General features: G+C 60.1%; 17 protein-coding genes. 11 read left to right on the plus strand and 6 right to left on the minus strand.

The features are described 5' to 3' along the window. The first annotated feature begins 40 nt into the window (after positions 1-40). Positions 41-382 carry a ribonuclease E inhibitor RraB gene (locus CH92_RS08345; protein ID WP_025241318.1) on the plus strand — a complete coding sequence of 114 codons (342 nt, stop codon included), beginning with the start codon at positions 41-43 and terminating at the stop codon, positions 380-382. 13 nt (positions 383-395) lie between these two features. Here the strand turns inward: CH92_RS08345 and CH92_RS08350 are convergent, their stop codons facing one another. Then, complete coding sequence (locus CH92_RS08350) at positions 396-1352, minus strand: LysR family transcriptional regulator (RefSeq protein WP_025241319.1); 957 nt, start codon at positions 1350-1352, stop codon at positions 396-398. 103 nt (positions 1353-1455) lie between these two features. Between CH92_RS08350 and CH92_RS08355 the strand changes: the two genes are divergently transcribed. Beyond that, entirely contained in the window at positions 1456-2211 is a 756-nt protein-coding gene (locus tag CH92_RS08355) for a sulfite exporter TauE/SafE family protein (protein ID WP_025241320.1), read from the plus strand. Between the two features lie 16 nt (positions 2212-2227). Here CH92_RS08355 and CH92_RS08360 read toward each other — a convergent pair whose 3' ends face one another. Further along, on the minus strand, positions 2228-3616 hold the full coding sequence (locus CH92_RS08360) for an MATE family efflux transporter (protein ID WP_025241321.1): 1389 nt from the start codon (positions 3614-3616) through the stop codon (positions 2228-2230). A 122-nt stretch (positions 3617-3738) separates the two neighbouring features. Here CH92_RS08360 and pdxB point away from each other — a divergent pair, with 122 nt between their 5' ends. The 8 genes from pdxB (at position 3739) to CH92_RS08400 (ending at position 11651) form a co-directional block, all read left to right on the plus strand. Continuing rightward, positions 3739-4884, plus strand: coding sequence for a 4-phosphoerythronate dehydrogenase PdxB (gene pdxB, locus CH92_RS08365; protein ID WP_025241322.1), 1146 nt, complete (start codon positions 3739-3741; stop codon positions 4882-4884). 114 nt (positions 4885-4998) lie between these two features. Continuing rightward, positions 4999-7044, plus strand: coding sequence for a DNA polymerase III subunit gamma/tau (gene dnaX, locus CH92_RS08370; RefSeq protein WP_025241323.1), 2046 nt, complete (start codon positions 4999-5001; stop codon positions 7042-7044). Between the two features lie 15 nt (positions 7045-7059). Further along, entirely contained in the window at positions 7060-7386 is a 327-nt protein-coding gene (locus CH92_RS08375) for a YbaB/EbfC family nucleoid-associated protein (protein ID WP_025241324.1), read from the plus strand. A gap of 148 nt (positions 7387-7534) precedes the next feature. Then, complete coding sequence (gene recR / locus CH92_RS08380; protein ID WP_025241325.1) at positions 7535-8134, plus strand: recombination mediator RecR; 600 nt, start codon at positions 7535-7537, stop codon at positions 8132-8134. 195 nt (positions 8135-8329) lie between these two features. Then, positions 8330-9319 (plus strand): ABC transporter substrate-binding protein, encoded by a 990-nt coding sequence (locus tag CH92_RS08385; RefSeq protein ID WP_025241326.1) that lies wholly within the window; start codon positions 8330-8332, stop codon positions 9317-9319. Between the two features lie 97 nt (positions 9320-9416). Beyond that, a complete protein-coding gene (locus tag CH92_RS08390; protein ID WP_025241327.1) occupies positions 9417-10160 on the plus strand; it encodes an ABC transporter ATP-binding protein in 744 nt (247 codons plus the stop codon). After that, positions 10160-10933, plus strand: a complete 774-nt coding sequence (locus CH92_RS08395) for an ABC transporter permease (protein ID WP_025241328.1) — start codon at positions 10160-10162, stop codon at positions 10931-10933. The genes CH92_RS08390 and CH92_RS08395 overlap by 1 nt, the downstream gene beginning before the upstream one ends. Positions 10934-10946: 13 nt before the next feature. Further along, entirely contained in the window at positions 10947-11651 is a 705-nt protein-coding gene (locus CH92_RS08400; protein ID WP_025241329.1) for a transporter substrate-binding domain-containing protein, read from the plus strand. A 26-nt stretch (positions 11652-11677) separates the two neighbouring features. Here CH92_RS08400 and CH92_RS08405 read toward each other — a convergent pair whose 3' ends face one another. The 4 genes from CH92_RS08405 to hemN form a co-directional block, all read right to left on the minus strand. Beyond that, positions 11678-12292: an SCO family protein gene (locus CH92_RS08405; RefSeq protein ID WP_038623356.1), complete on the minus strand. Its 615-nt coding sequence runs from the start codon at positions 12290-12292 to the stop codon at positions 11678-11680. Between the two features lie 5 nt (positions 12293-12297). Next, complete coding sequence (locus CH92_RS08410; protein WP_025241331.1) at positions 12298-12846, minus strand: adenine phosphoribosyltransferase; 549 nt, start codon at positions 12844-12846, stop codon at positions 12298-12300. A gap of 10 nt (positions 12847-12856) precedes the next feature. Then, complete coding sequence (gene fnr / locus CH92_RS08415; protein WP_025241332.1) at positions 12857-13591, minus strand: fumarate/nitrate reduction transcriptional regulator Fnr; 735 nt, start codon at positions 13589-13591, stop codon at positions 12857-12859. Positions 13592-13687: 96 nt separating this feature from the next. Then, complete coding sequence (gene hemN / locus CH92_RS08420; protein ID WP_025241333.1) at positions 13688-15070, minus strand: oxygen-independent coproporphyrinogen III oxidase; 1383 nt, start codon at positions 15068-15070, stop codon at positions 13688-13690. Between the two features lie 194 nt (positions 15071-15264). Here hemN and nadE point away from each other — a divergent pair, with 194 nt between their 5' ends. Continuing rightward, on the plus strand, positions 15265-16098 hold the full coding sequence (nadE, locus tag CH92_RS08425) for an ammonia-dependent NAD(+) synthetase (protein ID WP_025241334.1): 834 nt from the start codon (positions 15265-15267) through the stop codon (positions 16096-16098). The last annotated feature ends 1 nt before the right edge of the window (position 16099 follow it).

A 16099-nucleotide genomic window follows, 5' to 3' on the forward strand; every position in this document is an offset into this window, starting at 1 on the left:
TCCTGACATCGTTCATCCATGAGTGCGAGGAGGTTGTTTTATGAGTACCACCTTCCATGAGGATGTAAGCGGCAATGTGCTACTGAGGATGAAAGAGGGCGGTTTCGATTTTGCCCGTGTCCATCCGATAGAGTTCTATGCCGTGTTTCCCGATCGTGAACGTGCAAGCGCCGCGGCCAGTACATTTCGAGGCGAGTGCGTCAACGCTCAGATAGCCCCCCGTGATGATGGCGCTTGGGATCTTCAGGTCAGCAAAGTGATGTATGCCACCTTCGATGGCATTGGTGATTTCGAGCAAGATCTGGAGGATCTAGTCGAACCGCTGGGTGGTGTAGTCGATGGCTGGGGTGTGACTCAAGAACTCTCCGGCTGCTCCGTCTGATCACCGTTTCCGTTCAACCAAGGCTGAGTCCACTTTGCAGCGCCTGGTCCCAAGGTGGGACCGGGCCGAAGCGGCTTTTCAAGAATTCCAGCAATAACCGACTTCGAGAGTCGGCTTCCCGAGTCAGTCGAAGGGCATAAATGCCGCTTGGCTCCGGCGTTGGCAGGCCCTTTTCGCAAAACAACGGCACCAGTTCGCCACGCAGCAGGTGGTCGCTGACCAACCAGGTCGGAAGATGCCCGATGCCCAGACCGGCCAAGGTGCCGCAAAGCAATGCCTCAGCATTGTTCGCAACCATGCGCAGGCGTCTTGGGCGCAACAGTTGCCGTTTGCCCTCGTGCTCGAACCTCCACGCATGCGGTGGCGCCAAAGTATCCCAGTCCAGTCCGTCATGCTCCGGCAGTTCCGCCACGCTGTGCGGTCTGCCTCGGCTTTGCAGGTAGTTAGGACTGGCACAGAGGATGCGCAGTAGCGGCGCCAACGGCGTGGCGACCAGACGCGTATCGGCCTGCGGCCCGATGCGCAGCACCAAATCGACTTCGCCGAGATGCTCGCCTTGCAAGTCGACGAAGCTGTCGATCAGACGCAGCTGAATGTCCACCCCCGGATAGATTTGCAAGAATTCTGCAAGCGCGGGCGCCAGGTGCCGACGTCCGAAGGGGGCGGGCGCATCGATGCGGATACGACCTTCTGGTGCACTTTGCAGCGACGTCATCTCCGCCCGCGCAAGGTGCAGCTCCTGGACGATGCGTCTGGCGCGTTCGGCAAACGCCTGCCCGGCGGCGGTGGGCTTGATTGAGTGGGTGCTGCGGCTGACCAGCTGGCAGTCGAGTGAACGTTCCAGCGAGTCGATGCGACGTGCGACGGATGACGGGGTGAGCGCGTGCAGGCGGGCCGCAGCCGAGAAGCTGCCGGTATCGAGCACATCGAGAAACAGTCTGAACTGGTCTGTGAGGGCGGTGGCATCCATGGGTTTGCTCAGTTGTGCAGGAATCGCAAAACCATTGTGCACATCTGTGCGTATACCTGCCAGGCGCCGCTGAGTAGCATGGCAGTTTTATCAGGAAGCGATCATGGACCTCGTCGAATTCGGACTGAACATAGTGTTGGGTTTGGCGCTGGGAACACTTGGTGGTCTGTTCGGGATCGGCGGTGGGCTGATCGCGATTCCAGTACTGGGTGTGCTGTTCGATCTTGACCAGCAGGTTGCGCAAGGCACGGCGCTGGTCATGGTGGTGCCCAATGTTCTGCTCGCCATCTGGCGTTATCACCAACGCAACCGCATCGACGCACGTCACGCCGCGGCGCTGGGTGTCGCCAGTTTCTGCTTCGCTATCGGCGGCGCCGCCATCGCGGTATCGCTGGATGCAGGACGTATGCGTATCGCTTTTGTCGGTTTCCTTGTGGCCTTGGCTATCTACACCCTAACGCGTGTTTTCTTTCGCCCTCACCCCGGAGGGACCGAGCTGCGTCATCCCTGGCCTTGGCTGGGAGTACTGGGCGCTGGTGCCGGAGCGCTGGGCGGGTTGTTCGGCGTTGGTGGCGCGGTGCTTGCGACGCCGGTGCTCACCGCCGTTTTCGGTACTTCCCAGGTCGTGGCGCAGGGGCTTTCGTTGTCGCTGGCGGCACCCAGCACCGCGGTCACCTTGTTCACCTATGCAACCCATGGACAGGTCGATTGGGCGCTGGGATTGCCGCTCGCCATCGGCGGTCTCCTGAGCATCAGCCTTGGCGTGAGGCTGGCACATGCACTGCCGGAACGCCTGCTTCGCCTGCTGTTCAGCGGCTTTTTGTTGGCGAGTGCGGTCATGCTGGCGCTTGAGGTGTGAGCGGGCCGGGCCGCTGCTATGTGGTGACCCGGAAAGGCTGTCGGTGGATTTCGCGCCGGGCGCTTCGCACCAGGCGAATGGTCAGGAGTATTGCAGCGCAGCTCAAACCGGCAATCAGACCTTGCCAGAGTCCGGCGGGACCGCTCGGATCTGCGAACCTGTCGGTGAGGCCAAGCACGTAGCCTACCGGCAGGCCAATCCCCCAGTAAGCGAACAAGGTGAAGATCATCGTCATGCGCGTGTCCTGGTAGCCGCGTAGGGCGCCTGCGGCGGTGACCTGGACCACGTCGGAGAACTGGAACAGCGCGGCATAGAAGAACAGGCTGGCCGCGACCGCGATGACCGCCGGATCGGTGGTGTAGATTCGGGCGATCTGCTCGCTGAACAGCAGCATGGAACCTGCAGAGAAGCAGGCATAGACCAGGCTCGATACGATTCCCACACCCGCTACGAAGCGCGCATCGCGCGGTGCGCCACGCCCCAGCGCCTGGCCGATGCGGATGGTGATGGCCATGCCCAACGACAGCGGGATCATGAAGATCAGCGAGGTGAAATTCAGCGCGATCTGGTGCCCGGCGACCACGGTGGCGCCCAGGCCGCCGATCAGCAGCGCGATGACCGAGAAGATGCTGGCCTCGGCGAACACCGCAACGCCAATGGGTACGCCGACCGACAGCAGACGGCTGAGCACCGACCATTTTGGCCAATCGAACCGGGCAAACAGCCGGCTTGGTTGGTAATACTCGGCGCGGCGTACCCAGAACAGCATTGCCAGCAACATGAAGCCCATGACCAGTGCGGTCGACCAGCCGCAGCCGACCCCGCCCATGGCCGGAAGGCCCAGTTTGCCGTAGATGAAAATGTAGTTCAGCGGGATATTCAGCGTCAGCGCGAGAATGCCCACCACCATGCTAGGCCGGGTGTGACCGAGCCCGTCGCTGAAGCAACGCAGCACCTGATACAGAGCCACTGCCGGAAAGCCGCAGGCGACTGCCCGCAAGTAGGCCATGGTGGGGTCGATCAGCACCGGCTCGACCTGCATCAGATGCAGCACCGGTTCGGCATTCCACATCAATAATGCGAACAGCGATCCGATACCGAACCCCATCCACAGCGCTTGCCGGACCAGCGGGCCGATCTGTGCATGCTGGTCACTGCCGAAGCGCTGAGCGACGTTGGGTGTTGTTGCCAGAATGATCCCGGTGACCAGCAGGAACACCGGAACCCAGATGGAATTGCCCAGGGCGACTGCGGCAAGGTCGTGGGGACTGACACGCCCGGCCATCAGTGTGTCGACGAAGCCCATGGCCGTGTTCGCCAGTTGGGCGATCATCATTGGTAAAGCGAGGGCAAAGAGCGTTCGCAGTTCAATGCGTACTCGTCTGAGTTTCAACTCAGTGGGCATTGCTGATGTTTCCAGATTGTATACAGAAGCGACCTAGTCTACGCCGCGAGAGCGGCTTTCGGGAAGGCAGCACAGCGGCTGGACGCGGTCTAGAATGGGCGGATCAATGACGGAGCCTACCAATGCGCATCCTTGCCGATGAAAACATCCCACTGATCGAAGCCTTTTTTGCCGAGCATGGCGAGATTCGTCGTATGCCGGGCCGAAGTATCAATAGAGCGGCGGTCGAGCAGGCCGAGGTATTGCTGGTGCGGTCTGTCACCCGGGTCGACCGCGAGCTGCTCGAAGGGAGCGCTGTACGCTTCGTAGGCACTTGCACCATCGGTACGGACCATCTGGACATCGATTACTTCGAAGAAGTGGGTATCGGTTGGGCGAGTGCGCCGGGGTGCAACGCCCGTGGTGTGGTCGATTACGTACTCGGCAGCCTGCTGGCACTGGCCGAAGGCGAGGGTCTGGAGCTGGACGCTCGCCGCTACGGTGTGGTCGGGGCTGGCGAGGTTGGTGGCAGGCTGGTGAACGTGTTGCGTGGCCTGGGCTGGGATGTGCGTGTCTGCGATCCACCGCGCCAGGCGCGGGAGGTCGGTGAGTTCGTCGGCCTGGATGAAATACTCCAAGAATGTGATGTCATCAGTCTGCATACGCCTTTGACGCTGGAAGGAGAGCATTCGACGTTCCACTTGTTCGATAGCGCTCGCCTGGCGCAGTTGCGCCCAGGCGCATGGTTGATCAATGCCGCCCGTGGTGCGGTCGTCGACAATGCCGCCCTGCGCGATCAATTGGCCCGGCGGCCCGATATCCAGGCGGTGCTCGATGTCTGGGAAGGGGAACCGCAGGTCAATGTCGAACTGGCGGAACTCTGCTGGATCGCGACACCGCACATTGCCGGCTACAGCCTGGACGGCAAACTGCGTGGAACGGCCCAGGTCTATCAGGCGTTTTGCGCCAGCCGAGGGCTGGAGCCGAAAGTCGCACTATCCGAACTGATGCCCGTTGCGCCGCTCCGGGGGCTTTCCTTCGATGCCTCGGCCAAGCCCGGAGACGTCCTGGCGACGATCTGCCGAGCCGTTTATGACCCGCGCAGGGATGACGCTGCTTTTCGCCGCAGCCTGGGCGAAGAAGAAGAGCAACGCCGGATCGACTTCGATCAGCTACGCAAGCAATACCCGCCGCGTCGGGAAATAGACAGCTTGCAGATCGAGATCAGCTCCGCCCAGCCGCAGCTGGAGCAGCTGGTGGAAGCCCTCGGTGCGACCCTGAAGCGCTGATCGGACCTTGTTGTGAATGCGATGCCCGTTCGGGTTCCGGGCGACAGGCTGGATGCAATTTGCGGCCTGCTCCGCTAGCATTACCCGTCCTCTGCTTTATCCCGCGATGGTGTTATGAGTTATCAGGTACTAGCCCGTAAATGGCGTCCGCGCTCGTTCCGCGAAATGGTCGGGCAGACGCACGTGCTCAAGGCCCTGATCAACGCGCTGGACAGCCAGCGCCTGCACCATGCCTACCTGTTTACCGGCACGCGCGGGGTCGGTAAGACCACCATCGCGCGAATCATCGCCAAATGCCTCAACTGCGAGACCGGCATTAGTTCCACGCCCTGTGGCGAATGCTCGGTCTGTCGTGAGATTGACGAAGGTCGTTTCGTCGACCTAATCGAGGTCGACGCCGCGAGCCGCACCAAGGTCGAGGATACCCGCGAGCTGCTGGACAACGTGCAGTACGCCCCCAGCCGCGGTCGATACAAGGTTTACCTGATCGACGAAGTGCACATGCTGTCGTCGCACTCGTTCAACGCGCTGCTCAAGACCCTTGAGGAGCCACCACCCCACGTCAAATTCCTGCTAGCCACAACGGACCCGCAGAAACTCCCGGTAACCATCCTCTCGCGCTGCCTGCAGTTCTCGCTGAAGAACATGCCGCCCGAGCGCGTGGTCGAGCACTTGACCCATGTGCTGGGTGTCGAGCAAGTGCCTTTCGAGGAAGATGCCCTCTGGTTGCTGGGTCGCGCCGCCGACGGCTCGATGCGCGATGCGATGAGTCTGACCGATCAGGCTATTGCATTTGGTGAAGGCAAGGTGCTCGCGGCCGATGTCCGCAGCATGCTCGGGACCCTCGATCACGGACAGGTGTATGGCGTGTTGCAGGCGCTGCTCGAAGGCGATGCCCGGGCCCTGCTCGAGGCGGTTCGTCATCTCTCCGAACAAGGGCCTGATTGGGGCGGCGTGCTGGCCGAAATGCTCAATGTTCTACACCGTGTCGCCGTCGCCCAGGCGTTGCCGGACGCGATCGACAACGGTCAGGGTGATCGTGACCGGGTGTTGGCTCTGGCGCAGGCGCTGCCGGCTGAGGACATACAGTTCTATTATCAGATGGGCCTGATCGGCCGCCGCGATCTGCCGCTGGCCCCCGACCCTCGCAGCGGCTTCGAAATGGTCCTGTTGCGCATGCTCGCGTTTCGGCCCGCCGACAGTGAAGGCGCACCGCGAACGCCATTAAAGAAATTGGGGATCAGTCCGGCCACGACTGATTCCGGAACAACGAACGTGGCCGGCCCAGCGACATCGGCTGCGCCGGTTCGTGATCCGGTTGCAGTGCCGAAGGCGCCCGCGCAGCCCGCTGCCGTTGCCCCTCAGCCCGTTCACCAGGCAGAACCGCCGCCCGCTCCGGCAGCTGCCATTCCCGCGCCGGAACCGCTGGCCACAACGAGTGCCGTGCCGGTTGATGCGTTACCCGAGCCCGCAAAGCCGGAGCCCGCGCCCCACGTTGTCGATGTGCCTTGGAACGAGCCGCCCGACACGCCTCCGGTAGCGGTGGAGAGTGAGGCGCTGGAGCAAAGGCCAGAGCCTACCGGCGAGCCGGAGCATCTGGCTGCAGTCGTCGAGGTAAGCGAGCCGGACGATGATGAACCACCGCTGACTGATGAAGACTATTTTGAGGTCGAAACGCAGGCCGAAGCTTATATAGATGGGCTGGATGACCTGGCTTCGGAACCGGAGGCCGCTGAGCCAACCCCAGCGATCGAGCCCGCAACCGGGCTGGCTGCAGAATGGCTCGATATCTATCTCAAGCTGGGCCTGGGAGGCTTGACCGGTAGCATCGCGGCAAATTGCACATTGATATCCGTAGACGGTGATCGCTGGCTTATGCACCTGGACCCGGCTCAAAGTGCGCTGTTCAACGCGACTCAGCATCGACGTCTGAACGATGCGTTGAACCAGTACCATGGCCGCACGCTGCAACTGGATATCGAGCTGCAGAGCCCCCAACAGGAAACGCCCGCTCAGGCAGCGGCGCGCCGCCGCGGTGAGCGGCAGCGGGCGGCTGAACAGTCGATCCAGGCCGATCCCGTGGTACAGCAATTGATGCAACAGTTCGCGGCGGTCATTCGCGACGGTACCATCGAACCCGTAGAACACTCCGAACCCTGATCCGAGGTAGATCCCATGATGAAAGGTGGCATGGCCGGCCTGATGAAGCAGGCGCAGCAGATGCAGGAAAAAATGCAGAAGATGCAAGAGGAGCTCGCCAACGCCGAGGTGACCGGTCAATCCGGTGCCGGCCTGGTAAGCGTCGTGATGAACGGCCGACATGACGTCAAGCGCGTGAGCCTGGACGACAGCCTGATGCAGGAAGACAAGGAAATCCTCGAAGACCTGATTGCCGCTGCGGTGAATGATGCGGTGCGCAAGATCGAGCAGAACAGCAAGGAAAAAATGGCGGGCATGACCGACGGTATGCAATTGCCGCCGGGCTTCAAGATGCCTTTCTGATCCACCACGGGTGTCGATCTGACACCCAATCGACGGACCGTGCGAGCCGTGAAAGGCGCCAGGATCAGGCGGTCTTTACGGCTCGGGCCCGTCTGTCCTTGTCTTCCTCGAACAATCCCTCTCGTTTCATCTTCGCTCCGGTGAACCCATGTCTTTCAGCCCGCTTATTCGTCAACTCATCGATGCGCTGCGCGTTCTTCCCGGTGTCGGGCAAAAAACCGCACAGCGCATGGCGCTGCAAATGCTTGAACGTGACCGGAGCGGCGGGCTGCGATTGGCCCAGGCGCTGACGCGAGCGATGGAAGAAGTGGGGTATTGCCGGCAGTGCCGTACGCTGAGTGAGGAGGAACTCTGTCCGCAATGCGCCGACCCGAGGCGGGACGATTCGCTGCTGTGCATTGTCCAGAGCCCGGTGGATGTGTTCGCCGTAGAGCAGACTGGTTTTCGCGGTCGCTATTTCGTACTCAAGGGGCATCTGTCCCCACTCGATGGCCTGGGGCCCGAAGCCATTGGCATTCCCGAACTTTTGGTGCGCGTGGCTGAAGGCAATTTCAGCGAGGCGATACTGGCCACCAACCCGACCGTGGAAGGCGAGGCGACTGCTCATTACATCGCCCAGCTATTGATCCCGAAGGGATTGACGCTCAGCCGCATTGCGCACGGCGTACCGCTGGGCGGCGAGCTCGATCTGGTGGATGGGGGCACCCTTGCTCATGCGTTGGCCGGGCGAAAGACGATCACGCTCTGACTGTCGCCCATTGCTGTTAGGGCAATAGGATTCGAGCTTTATAACCTAACGTTAGTGGCTTATGGCTGCTAGGTAGTGCCGATCTAAAAGCACTTCGTGTAAAGTTCTAAGCCAGAAACGCTTAATAGCCAAAAGTAATTATAGGCTTTGTTTTGGTTATAAAGCCTAACGCTGCCTAAGAACCCGAGGTCGATGATGAAGGCAAAACACTGGCTGGTTCCCGCCCTGCTGCTGCTGAGCGCTTTTACGCAAGCACAGGAAAAATTCAAAGTCGGCTACATCCGAGTCATGGATGATGCTCAGGCGATGGTTGCCTACGAAGGGGAGCTGTACAAGAAGCACGGCCTCGACGTCGAGCTGGTTGAATTCAGCTCCGGTACCGACCTGATCAAGGCCATTATCGGCGGACAGTTGGACACAGGTGTTCTCGGATTCACCAACGCAGTTGCCTGGGCCTCCAAGGGTGCTGACCTCAAAGTTGTCGGCGGTGCGCAGCAGGGCTATCACTCCATCGTGGCTCGTGAAGGAACAGGTATCGAGAAGATAGCTGACCTGAAAGGCAAGATTCTCGCCTCTCAGAAAGAGGGCAGCACCGCTGACGCGGTCCTGCGTGGCGTTACATTGAAGGACGCCGGCGTGTCACCCCGTGACGTGAACATCATGGGTACCAGCCCGGCGGTCGCGGTACAGTCTCTGGTTTCCGGTCGCGCCGATGCGGCGTTCCTCTTCGAGCCCTACGACCGTATCGCCCAGCTCGTGGCTCCCGTGAAGCAGGTTTATGAGATCGGCGAGGTCTGGCCATTCCCTTGCATGGTGGTGATTACCTCGGGCGAAACCTTGGAGAAGCGCAAGGAGGAAGTCTGGCAATCGCTGGACGCCCAACGTGAGGCGATCGACTTGCTGGAAAATCAACCGGCCGAAGCAGCCAAGCTTATCGCTGATTATTTCATTGCCGAACCGACGCTGAAAACGCTCAATCGCGGTGATCTGCCTCGCGAAGTCGTTATCAAAGAAGCTATCGCTACTCAGACGTTCAGCGCCAAGCTGGGCAATGACGACCTGGCACGCATACAGGAGCTGGCCGACATCCTCCAGGATCTCGGTTCGCTCAAGACCCGCGACGGTAAACCGTTCGACACCAGCGCCATCCTGGATCTGTCCTGGCAGGAAGCCCGCAAGCTCTAAGCCCGACCGCGGATCGTTTAACACACTGCCCGGCCCTAGCGTCGGGCAGTGTCATTCAGCCCGTCCAATCGGGTAGTTTTTTGAGGTCTTCAACGCAATGCAGCTCAGGTTTGAAGAAGTAGACAAGCATTTTGGGGAGCTCGAAGTCATAAAAGGCTTCAACGGCGAGTTCGGCCAAGGTGAGCTGGTCGCCTTGGTGGGGCCTTCCGGTTGTGGCAAGTCGACACTGTTGCACTTGGTTGCCGGGCTGGAGAATCCGACCGCAGGGCGGGTGCTCGCAGACGGCAAGAAGATCCTCGGGCCGAGTCCTCGGCGCACGCTGGTTTTTCAGGAGCATGCGCTGTATCCCTGGCTTTCGCTGCAGGCCAACGTAGCCATGGCCCTGGAGCTACAAGGGGTCGCCAAAACCGATGCGTTCGAGCAAGCAAAGGCCTGGCTCGCCCGAGTCAGTCTGGATGGCTTCGAACATTACTACCCGCATCAGGTTTCCGGCGGCATGCGCCAGCGCACCGCGTTAGCGCGCGCCTTCATCGCCAAGCCGGAAGTGCTGCTGCTCGACGAGCCCTTCGGCGCTCTCGATGCACTTACGCGCATGGCCTTGCAGGATGTGCTGCGTGAGCTGATCGACGAGCATCAACCCACGGTGCTGCTGGTTACGCATGACGTTGACGAGGCGCTGTACCTGGCCGACCACGTGCTGGTGTTCAGCGCGCGTCCGGCACGGGTGCTGAATACCTTCAATTTCACCCATTGCGAGAAGAGCCACGATCTGTCCGAGTTCGCGGCCGAGCGGCGTGAAATTCTGCGGTTGTTGGGCATTAAAACGGAGGTAGGACACTGATGAGCCAGGGACGTCGTCTTACCGGTCCGAAAAAATACCTCGCCGTGGTACTGGCGATTCTTTTCATTCTGTTGATCTGGCAGGTCGCGGCCTGGAGTTTGCCAGCATTCCTGATGCCGGGCATTCCGGTCGTTTTCGAGCGATTGTTCGCCACGGTTCAGGAGCCTGTGTTTCGTGAAGGACTTTACGGCAGCATGAGTCGGCTGGGCAGCGGGTACAGCTTTGCTTTGCTGTTCGGGATCGGGTTCGGCCTGGTGGGAGGGGTCCTGTTCTTCTTCCGCGAAATTCTGCGCTCGGCCATCGTGATTCTCCAATCGATTCCATCGATTGCCTGGGTGCCGCTGTTTCTCATCGTGATGGGCTTCGGCAATCTGCCCATCATTGTGGTGGTAGCGCTGGCGGCATTCTTCCCGATGGCGTTGTCAGTGATGAATGCCACCGAAAGTGTGCAACCGGTCCATGTCGCCGCGGCGCGAGTGATGGGCGCGTCGCGCTGGCAATTGCTGCGGCGAGTCTATCTGCCAGCGGTCATGCCGGAGCTGATCACCGGTGCGCAGCTGGCCTTCGGTAATGCCTGGCGGGCACTGATCTCGGCGGAAATGCTGATCGGCTTTGGTCAGGGACTGGGGCGCTCACTGGCCTATTCCGGCGAGATAGCCGACATGATTGGGGTGATGATGAACATTCTGGTTATTGCCATCCTGGCGACGATAATCGATCAGGTGGTGCTGGAAAAATTCAAGCAACGGATGCTGCGCTACCAGTACGTCTGAGAGGTACGCGGTGATGTCATGCCTGCTGCGGCTGATGCTTTTGCTGATGGTCCCGTTCGCCGCTTTTGCGGCGCCCTTGCAGGCTGTGCTTGTTGGAGATTATCGCCCGCTCAAGGCGGCGGAAGCGGAGCCAGTGGCCGACGGGTTCGAGGCCTCCTGGCTCGCCGGCCTGGGCGAGATGCTGGATGGCGATATCGTTCTGGTCGATGGATACGCGCAGGCCGATCTTCGGATCGGTGCAGTTGGCTCGGGTGCGACCTACTACTCCAGCGAGATCGCGGGGCTTACGGCAGCCGAAACGGGGCCTGCCAAATGGTCGGAGCTCGCCGGCAAGCCGTTTTGCGTTGCGGAGGGCAGTCCCCATGCCGCTGTCGTTGTCTCCCGCTTCGGCGGTGTCGCGCGCACTTATCCCAGCGCTGCGCAAGCGCTGATCGGTCTGAAGCTCGGTGAATGCCAGGCGGTGGTGGGCGATCGTCTGTTGCTGCAGCCGATCGCCGCTTTGCCTGAATGGCGTCGCTATAACCGGCTGCTGCCTGCGCTAGAAGACGCCGTTCTGTCTTTGCGAATCGAGGCGGATGACGCTGCGCTCCAGCAGCGGATCGAACGGGTCGTTTCAGGCAGCCGGGGAAAACAGATGCTGGCCGATGTCACTCAGCACTGGGTCGACGAAGTCGCCTTTCAAGCCTATGTGTTAGCCGACACGCTGGACTGTCACTAAGACCTGATGGTCGTCCCGACAGTCCGTCACTCGGCTTCGATTAACTGCGGCAGGGCGTGGCGGAGGCCGTCCAGTCTGAGGGGGCTACGGATGTGGCCACGCAGCTTGCCATCGGGACTGACAATGGCCAGGTTGCCGCTGTGACTGACGCTGTATTCGCCCTCGGTCTTATCTACGGGAACGAATGGGAGGCCTAGTGCCTTGGACAGTTTCTGCAGTTGCGCGATATCGCCGGTCCAACCTTTAAATCCCGCCCGGTAATAGCCGAGATAAGTACGCAGTGTCTCGGGCGTGTCGCGGGCCGGATCGGCGCTGACCAATATCAGTTGGATCTGATCGCTGACCGACGACGGCAACTGGCCGAACAGCCGGCGCATGTCGCTCAGCGTCGTAGGGCAGATGTCCGGGCAAGCCGTGAATCCAAAGAACAGCAGATGCCAGCGGCCGCGCAGCGAATCGGTCGTGACCGCCTGACCATGCTCGTCCACGAACTCCAGATTCGGCAGCTGCCGCTCGCGGGGCAGGAGCAACAGGTTCGCCTCATCGAACAGGGCGTTGCGGTCGAGGGCAAGCGAGGATGAGCAATACACCAGCAACCCCAGCAGCGCTGCACAGCGAACGGCCGTTGCGGTCTGGCGCAGCACTACTAGCGCTCGTTCAGCTCGAATGCGGTCAGGGTGAACGTGGGAATACCCATGTCCTGCAACTTGCGCGAGCCACCCAGTTCGGGCAGGTCAATGATCGCAGCGGCTTCGTGAATCTGTGCGCCCATGCGCCGAACCAGCTGAGCGGCGGCAACCAATGTGCCACCGGTGGCGATCAGGTCGTCCAGCAGTAATACCGAGTCGCCTTCACAGAGGCTGTCTGCGTGCACTTCAAGATAGGCTTCGCCGTACTCGGTGCGATAGGAGGCAGCCAGCACGTCGGCGGGGAGCTTGCCTTTCTTGCGGAAAAGAATCAGCGGGCGGTTCAATTCGTAGGCGATGATCGAGCCGATGATGAAGCCGCGGGCATCCAGCGCGCCAACATGACTGAAGTCACTTTCAACATAACGCTGGATCAGACTGTCAGCCACCATTCGAAGAGCTTTTGGCGACTGCAGTAACGGTGTTATATCGCGAAATATCACGCCTGGCTTGGGAAAATCCGGGACGGGACGTATCAATGTCTTGATCGAGAATTCATCGAAAATCATAAGGACTCCATTACGCGTTCATGTTTCCGCCCGCCAGGGCGCATAACCGGACGGAGTCAAGGATACGCACTTCCTTGCCTTCGGCTTCCAACAAGCCGTTCGCCTGACAGCGAGTAAACACACGGGAGACGGTCTCTACCGCCAGGCCGAGATAGCTGCCGATTTCATTACGTGACATGGGTAGACGGAACTGATTGGCCGAAAAGCCGCGCGCACTGAAGCGAGCCGACAAATTGATCAAAAATGTCGCGATGCGTTCATCAGCGGTTTTCTTCGACAGCAACATCATCATCTGCTGATCGTCGCGAATTTCACGACTCATGATGCGCATCAGCTGTCGACGCAGTTGAGGCAGCAGCACGCTGAGCTCATCGAGGCGCTCGAACGGAATTTCGCATACCGAGGTCGTCTCAAGCGCCTGTGCGGAAACCGGATAGGTTTCTGTATCCATGCCGGATAGCCCGACCAGTTCGCTGGGTAAGTGAAACCCCGTGATCTGTTCCTCGCCAGCGTCCGTGAGGCTAAATGTGCGCAGGGCGCCGGAGCGGATCGCGAACACGGAACTGAAGGCATCACCCTGACGAAAAAGCGTTTCACCTTTCTTCAATGGACGCCCACGCTTGACGATGTCATCCAGCGCTTCCATATCCTGCATATTCAGCGAAAGCGGCAGGCAGAGGCCGGAAAGGCTGCAGTCCTTGCAATGAGGTTGCGGCAGCTTGCGGGCCTTGATTGACTCGGACATTGACGGTTCCTGAAAAACCTTGCGGGACGCGTAAGGTTAACTCAGGCACGGAACATAGGCCAATTGGCCCAAGGGTCGCAGGTGGCTTTTAGGTGGTTAGATAGCTCGGGGAAGACGCGCAGTGGGGTGTACAGACGAGTAATGGTCGAACAGCATGCACACCGAGTGAGCCAAGAGGCGTCCGACTGGCAAGATGAAGATAGCGTTTTCCTTCAGTTGGATGAGGCCATCGGCGGCCATCCGCTCCAGCGCGGGCCAAATCGCTTCGAAATAGCTCCTGAAACCGATACCGTAGTCCCGCTCGACTTCGTTGAAGTGCAGCTCGAAGTTGCAGGCCAGCGCCTGGATCACCCGGCGTCTGATGTGGTCGTCTTCACTACATCGCAGTCCGCGAACCGTTGCCAATTGACCTTGGTCCAGCGTCTGTTGGTAGAGGGTTATATCGCTGTTGTTCTGGCAGTACAGTTCGCCGATCTGGCTGATTGCCGAAACGCCCAGACCGATCAGATCGCAGTGTCCATGGGTGGTATAGCCTTGAACATTGCATTGCAGTTTGCCGTCTTCCTGCGCCATGGCCAGTTCGTCGTCTGGCAGGGCGAAAAGATCCATACCGATATAGCGGTAGCCGGATCGGGTCAGTTGCTCCACGCTGTATTGCAACATCGCCAGTCTGTCGGCTGGGGTCGGGAGGTCTGCGGCATCGATCCGTCGCTGCGCCATGAACCGTACAGGTATATGCGCATAGCCGGACACGGTTACGCGGTCCGGTTGCAGGGCGATGACGGCATCCACCATTTGCGCGAAACGCTCTGACGTCTGTAATGGCAGCCCGAAGACGAGATCGATGTGTATCGTGCGGTACTGCAGGGTTCGAGCGGCCTCGATGATCGTCTGGGTCTGTTCGAGCGTCTGCACTCGCTTGTTTGCCCGCTGCACCTGCGGATCCAGATCCGACAGGCCGATACTGACGCGATTAAACCCAAGCTCGCGCAACAGCCCCATCGTTGGCCAGTCCGCTTCGCGCGGATCGATTTCGATCCCGAAATCTGCGTGGTCATCGTCCGGCAGGAGGAACTGCTTGCGCAGGTGAGCCATCAGCCGCCGCAATTTGTCATGTCCGAAAAATGTCGGTGTGCCACCACCGAAAAGCAACTGTTTGACTATCTGGTCAGCGCCGAGGTGGCAGGCGATCATCTCGATCTCCTTTTCCAGACGCTGCAGATAGGAAGATGCTCGTTTGCTGTCATCGGTGATGACCTTGTTGCGCTGGCAATGGTAGTAGGCGTTAGTGCAGAAAGGCAGATGGAGGTACAGCGAAAGCGGCCGGCTTGCGTGCCGGCTGCGACGCAGCGCGTACAACAGGTGGAAGGAACCCACGTTGCTGCTGAGCTGGAACGGCGTCGGGTACGACGTATAGCGTGCCCCAGTCTGGCCGTAACGATGAATCAGATCGGCATCCCAGCGAATGACGTCGAGCATCTTAGGTTCTCGGGCTGACGGCGGTGATGGGATTCTAGGGCGAGCGTAGCCGCGTAGACTTGACCTGTATCAAGCGAGTCCAGAACTTGGGATAGGCTCAGAGACCGGTGGCGAGTAGAAGGAGATTTATTCGCTGAATTATGGTCGGATTAGTCAAACTGAAGCCCAATCGCTTATCTGCAAAGGAGAAACTCATGCACAGCCGCCAGCAAGAGATCGCTGCCGCCCTCAACGTTTGCCCGCCTTTCGACGGCCCGTCCGCCGTAAAGGCCGAGGTCGATCGGCGCGTTGCTTTTATTCAGTCATGCCTACGCGAATCCGGCCTTAAGACGTTGGTTCTGGGGATCAGCGGCGGCGTCGATTCGACCACTGCCGGCTTGCTCGCACAGTGTGCGGTCGAAGGCATGCGCGCCGCAGGGGAGGGCGATGATTACCGCTTCATCGCCGTCCGCCTGCCTTATCAGGTGCAGCATGACGAGGACGAGGCGCAGTTGGCGGTCGATACGATCAAGCCGGATGAATGCCATACCGTCAACATAGGCGCCGCCGTGCAAGGACTGTCGCGTGCTACCGAGGCGCTGGAGTCGTTGACGCCGGAAAAGCGCGACTTCGTACTCGGCAACACCAAGGCGCGGATGCGCATGGTGGCTCAGTACACCATCGCCAATGCCCGTCAGGGTCTGGTGATCGGCACCGATCATGCCGCCGAAGCGGTCATGGGTTTTTTCACCAAGTTCGGTGATGGCGCCTGCGATCTCACGCCGTTGGCGGGCCTGGTCAAATACCAGGTGCGCGAGCTAGCCGCCGCGCTAGGCGCACCCGAGCAATTGGTTAAGAAAGTTCCGACGGCTGATCTCGAGGAGCTGTCCCCCGGCAAACCGGATGAGGCTGCACACGGCGTCACCTACGAAAACATCGACGCCTTTTTGCAGGGACGCTCGGTACCTGACGAGGCGGCGCAAATCATCATCGAGACGTATGACAAATCGGCGCATAAGCGCCAGCTTCCGAAAGAGCCGAAGCTTTAAT

The sequence above is a fragment of the Stutzerimonas stutzeri genome, from assembly GCF_000590475.1.
In the GTDB taxonomy this organism is placed as follows: domain Bacteria; phylum Pseudomonadota; class Gammaproteobacteria; order Pseudomonadales; family Pseudomonadaceae; genus Stutzerimonas; species Stutzerimonas stutzeri_D.

Coding starts and splice junctions, on each gene's coding strand:
- CH92_RS08400 (WP_025241329.1), top strand. CDS start 10,947: ATGTCATGCCTGCTGCGGCTGATGCTTTTGCTGATGGTCCCGTTCGCC.
- fnr (WP_025241332.1), bottom strand. CDS start 13,591: ATGTCCGAGTCAATCAAGGCCCGCAAGCTGCCGCAACCTCATTGCAAG.
- CH92_RS08410 (WP_025241331.1), bottom strand. CDS start 12,846: ATGATTTTCGATGAATTCTCGATCAAGACATTGATACGTCCCGTCCCG.
- CH92_RS08360 (WP_025241321.1), bottom strand. CDS start 3,616: ATGCCCACTGAGTTGAAACTCAGACGAGTACGCATTGAACTGCGAACG.
- recR (WP_025241325.1), top strand. CDS start 7,535: ATGTCTTTCAGCCCGCTTATTCGTCAACTCATCGATGCGCTGCGCGTT.
- CH92_RS08385 (WP_025241326.1), top strand. CDS start 8,330: ATGAAGGCAAAACACTGGCTGGTTCCCGCCCTGCTGCTGCTGAGCGCT.
- CH92_RS08395 (WP_025241328.1), top strand. CDS start 10,160: ATGAGCCAGGGACGTCGTCTTACCGGTCCGAAAAAATACCTCGCCGTG.
- CH92_RS08350 (WP_025241319.1), bottom strand. CDS start 1,352: ATGGATGCCACCGCCCTCACAGACCAGTTCAGACTGTTTCTCGATGTG.
- nadE (WP_025241334.1), top strand. CDS start 15,265: ATGCACAGCCGCCAGCAAGAGATCGCTGCCGCCCTCAACGTTTGCCCG.
- pdxB (WP_025241322.1), top strand. CDS start 3,739: ATGCGCATCCTTGCCGATGAAAACATCCCACTGATCGAAGCCTTTTTT.
- CH92_RS08390 (WP_025241327.1), top strand. CDS start 9,417: ATGCAGCTCAGGTTTGAAGAAGTAGACAAGCATTTTGGGGAGCTCGAA.
- CH92_RS08375 (WP_025241324.1), top strand. CDS start 7,060: ATGATGAAAGGTGGCATGGCCGGCCTGATGAAGCAGGCGCAGCAGATG.
- dnaX (WP_025241323.1), top strand. CDS start 4,999: ATGAGTTATCAGGTACTAGCCCGTAAATGGCGTCCGCGCTCGTTCCGC.
- CH92_RS08345 (WP_025241318.1), top strand. CDS start 41: ATGAGTACCACCTTCCATGAGGATGTAAGCGGCAATGTGCTACTGAGG.
- hemN (WP_025241333.1), bottom strand. CDS start 15,070: ATGCTCGACGTCATTCGCTGGGATGCCGATCTGATTCATCGTTACGGC.
- CH92_RS08355 (WP_025241320.1), top strand. CDS start 1,456: ATGGACCTCGTCGAATTCGGACTGAACATAGTGTTGGGTTTGGCGCTG.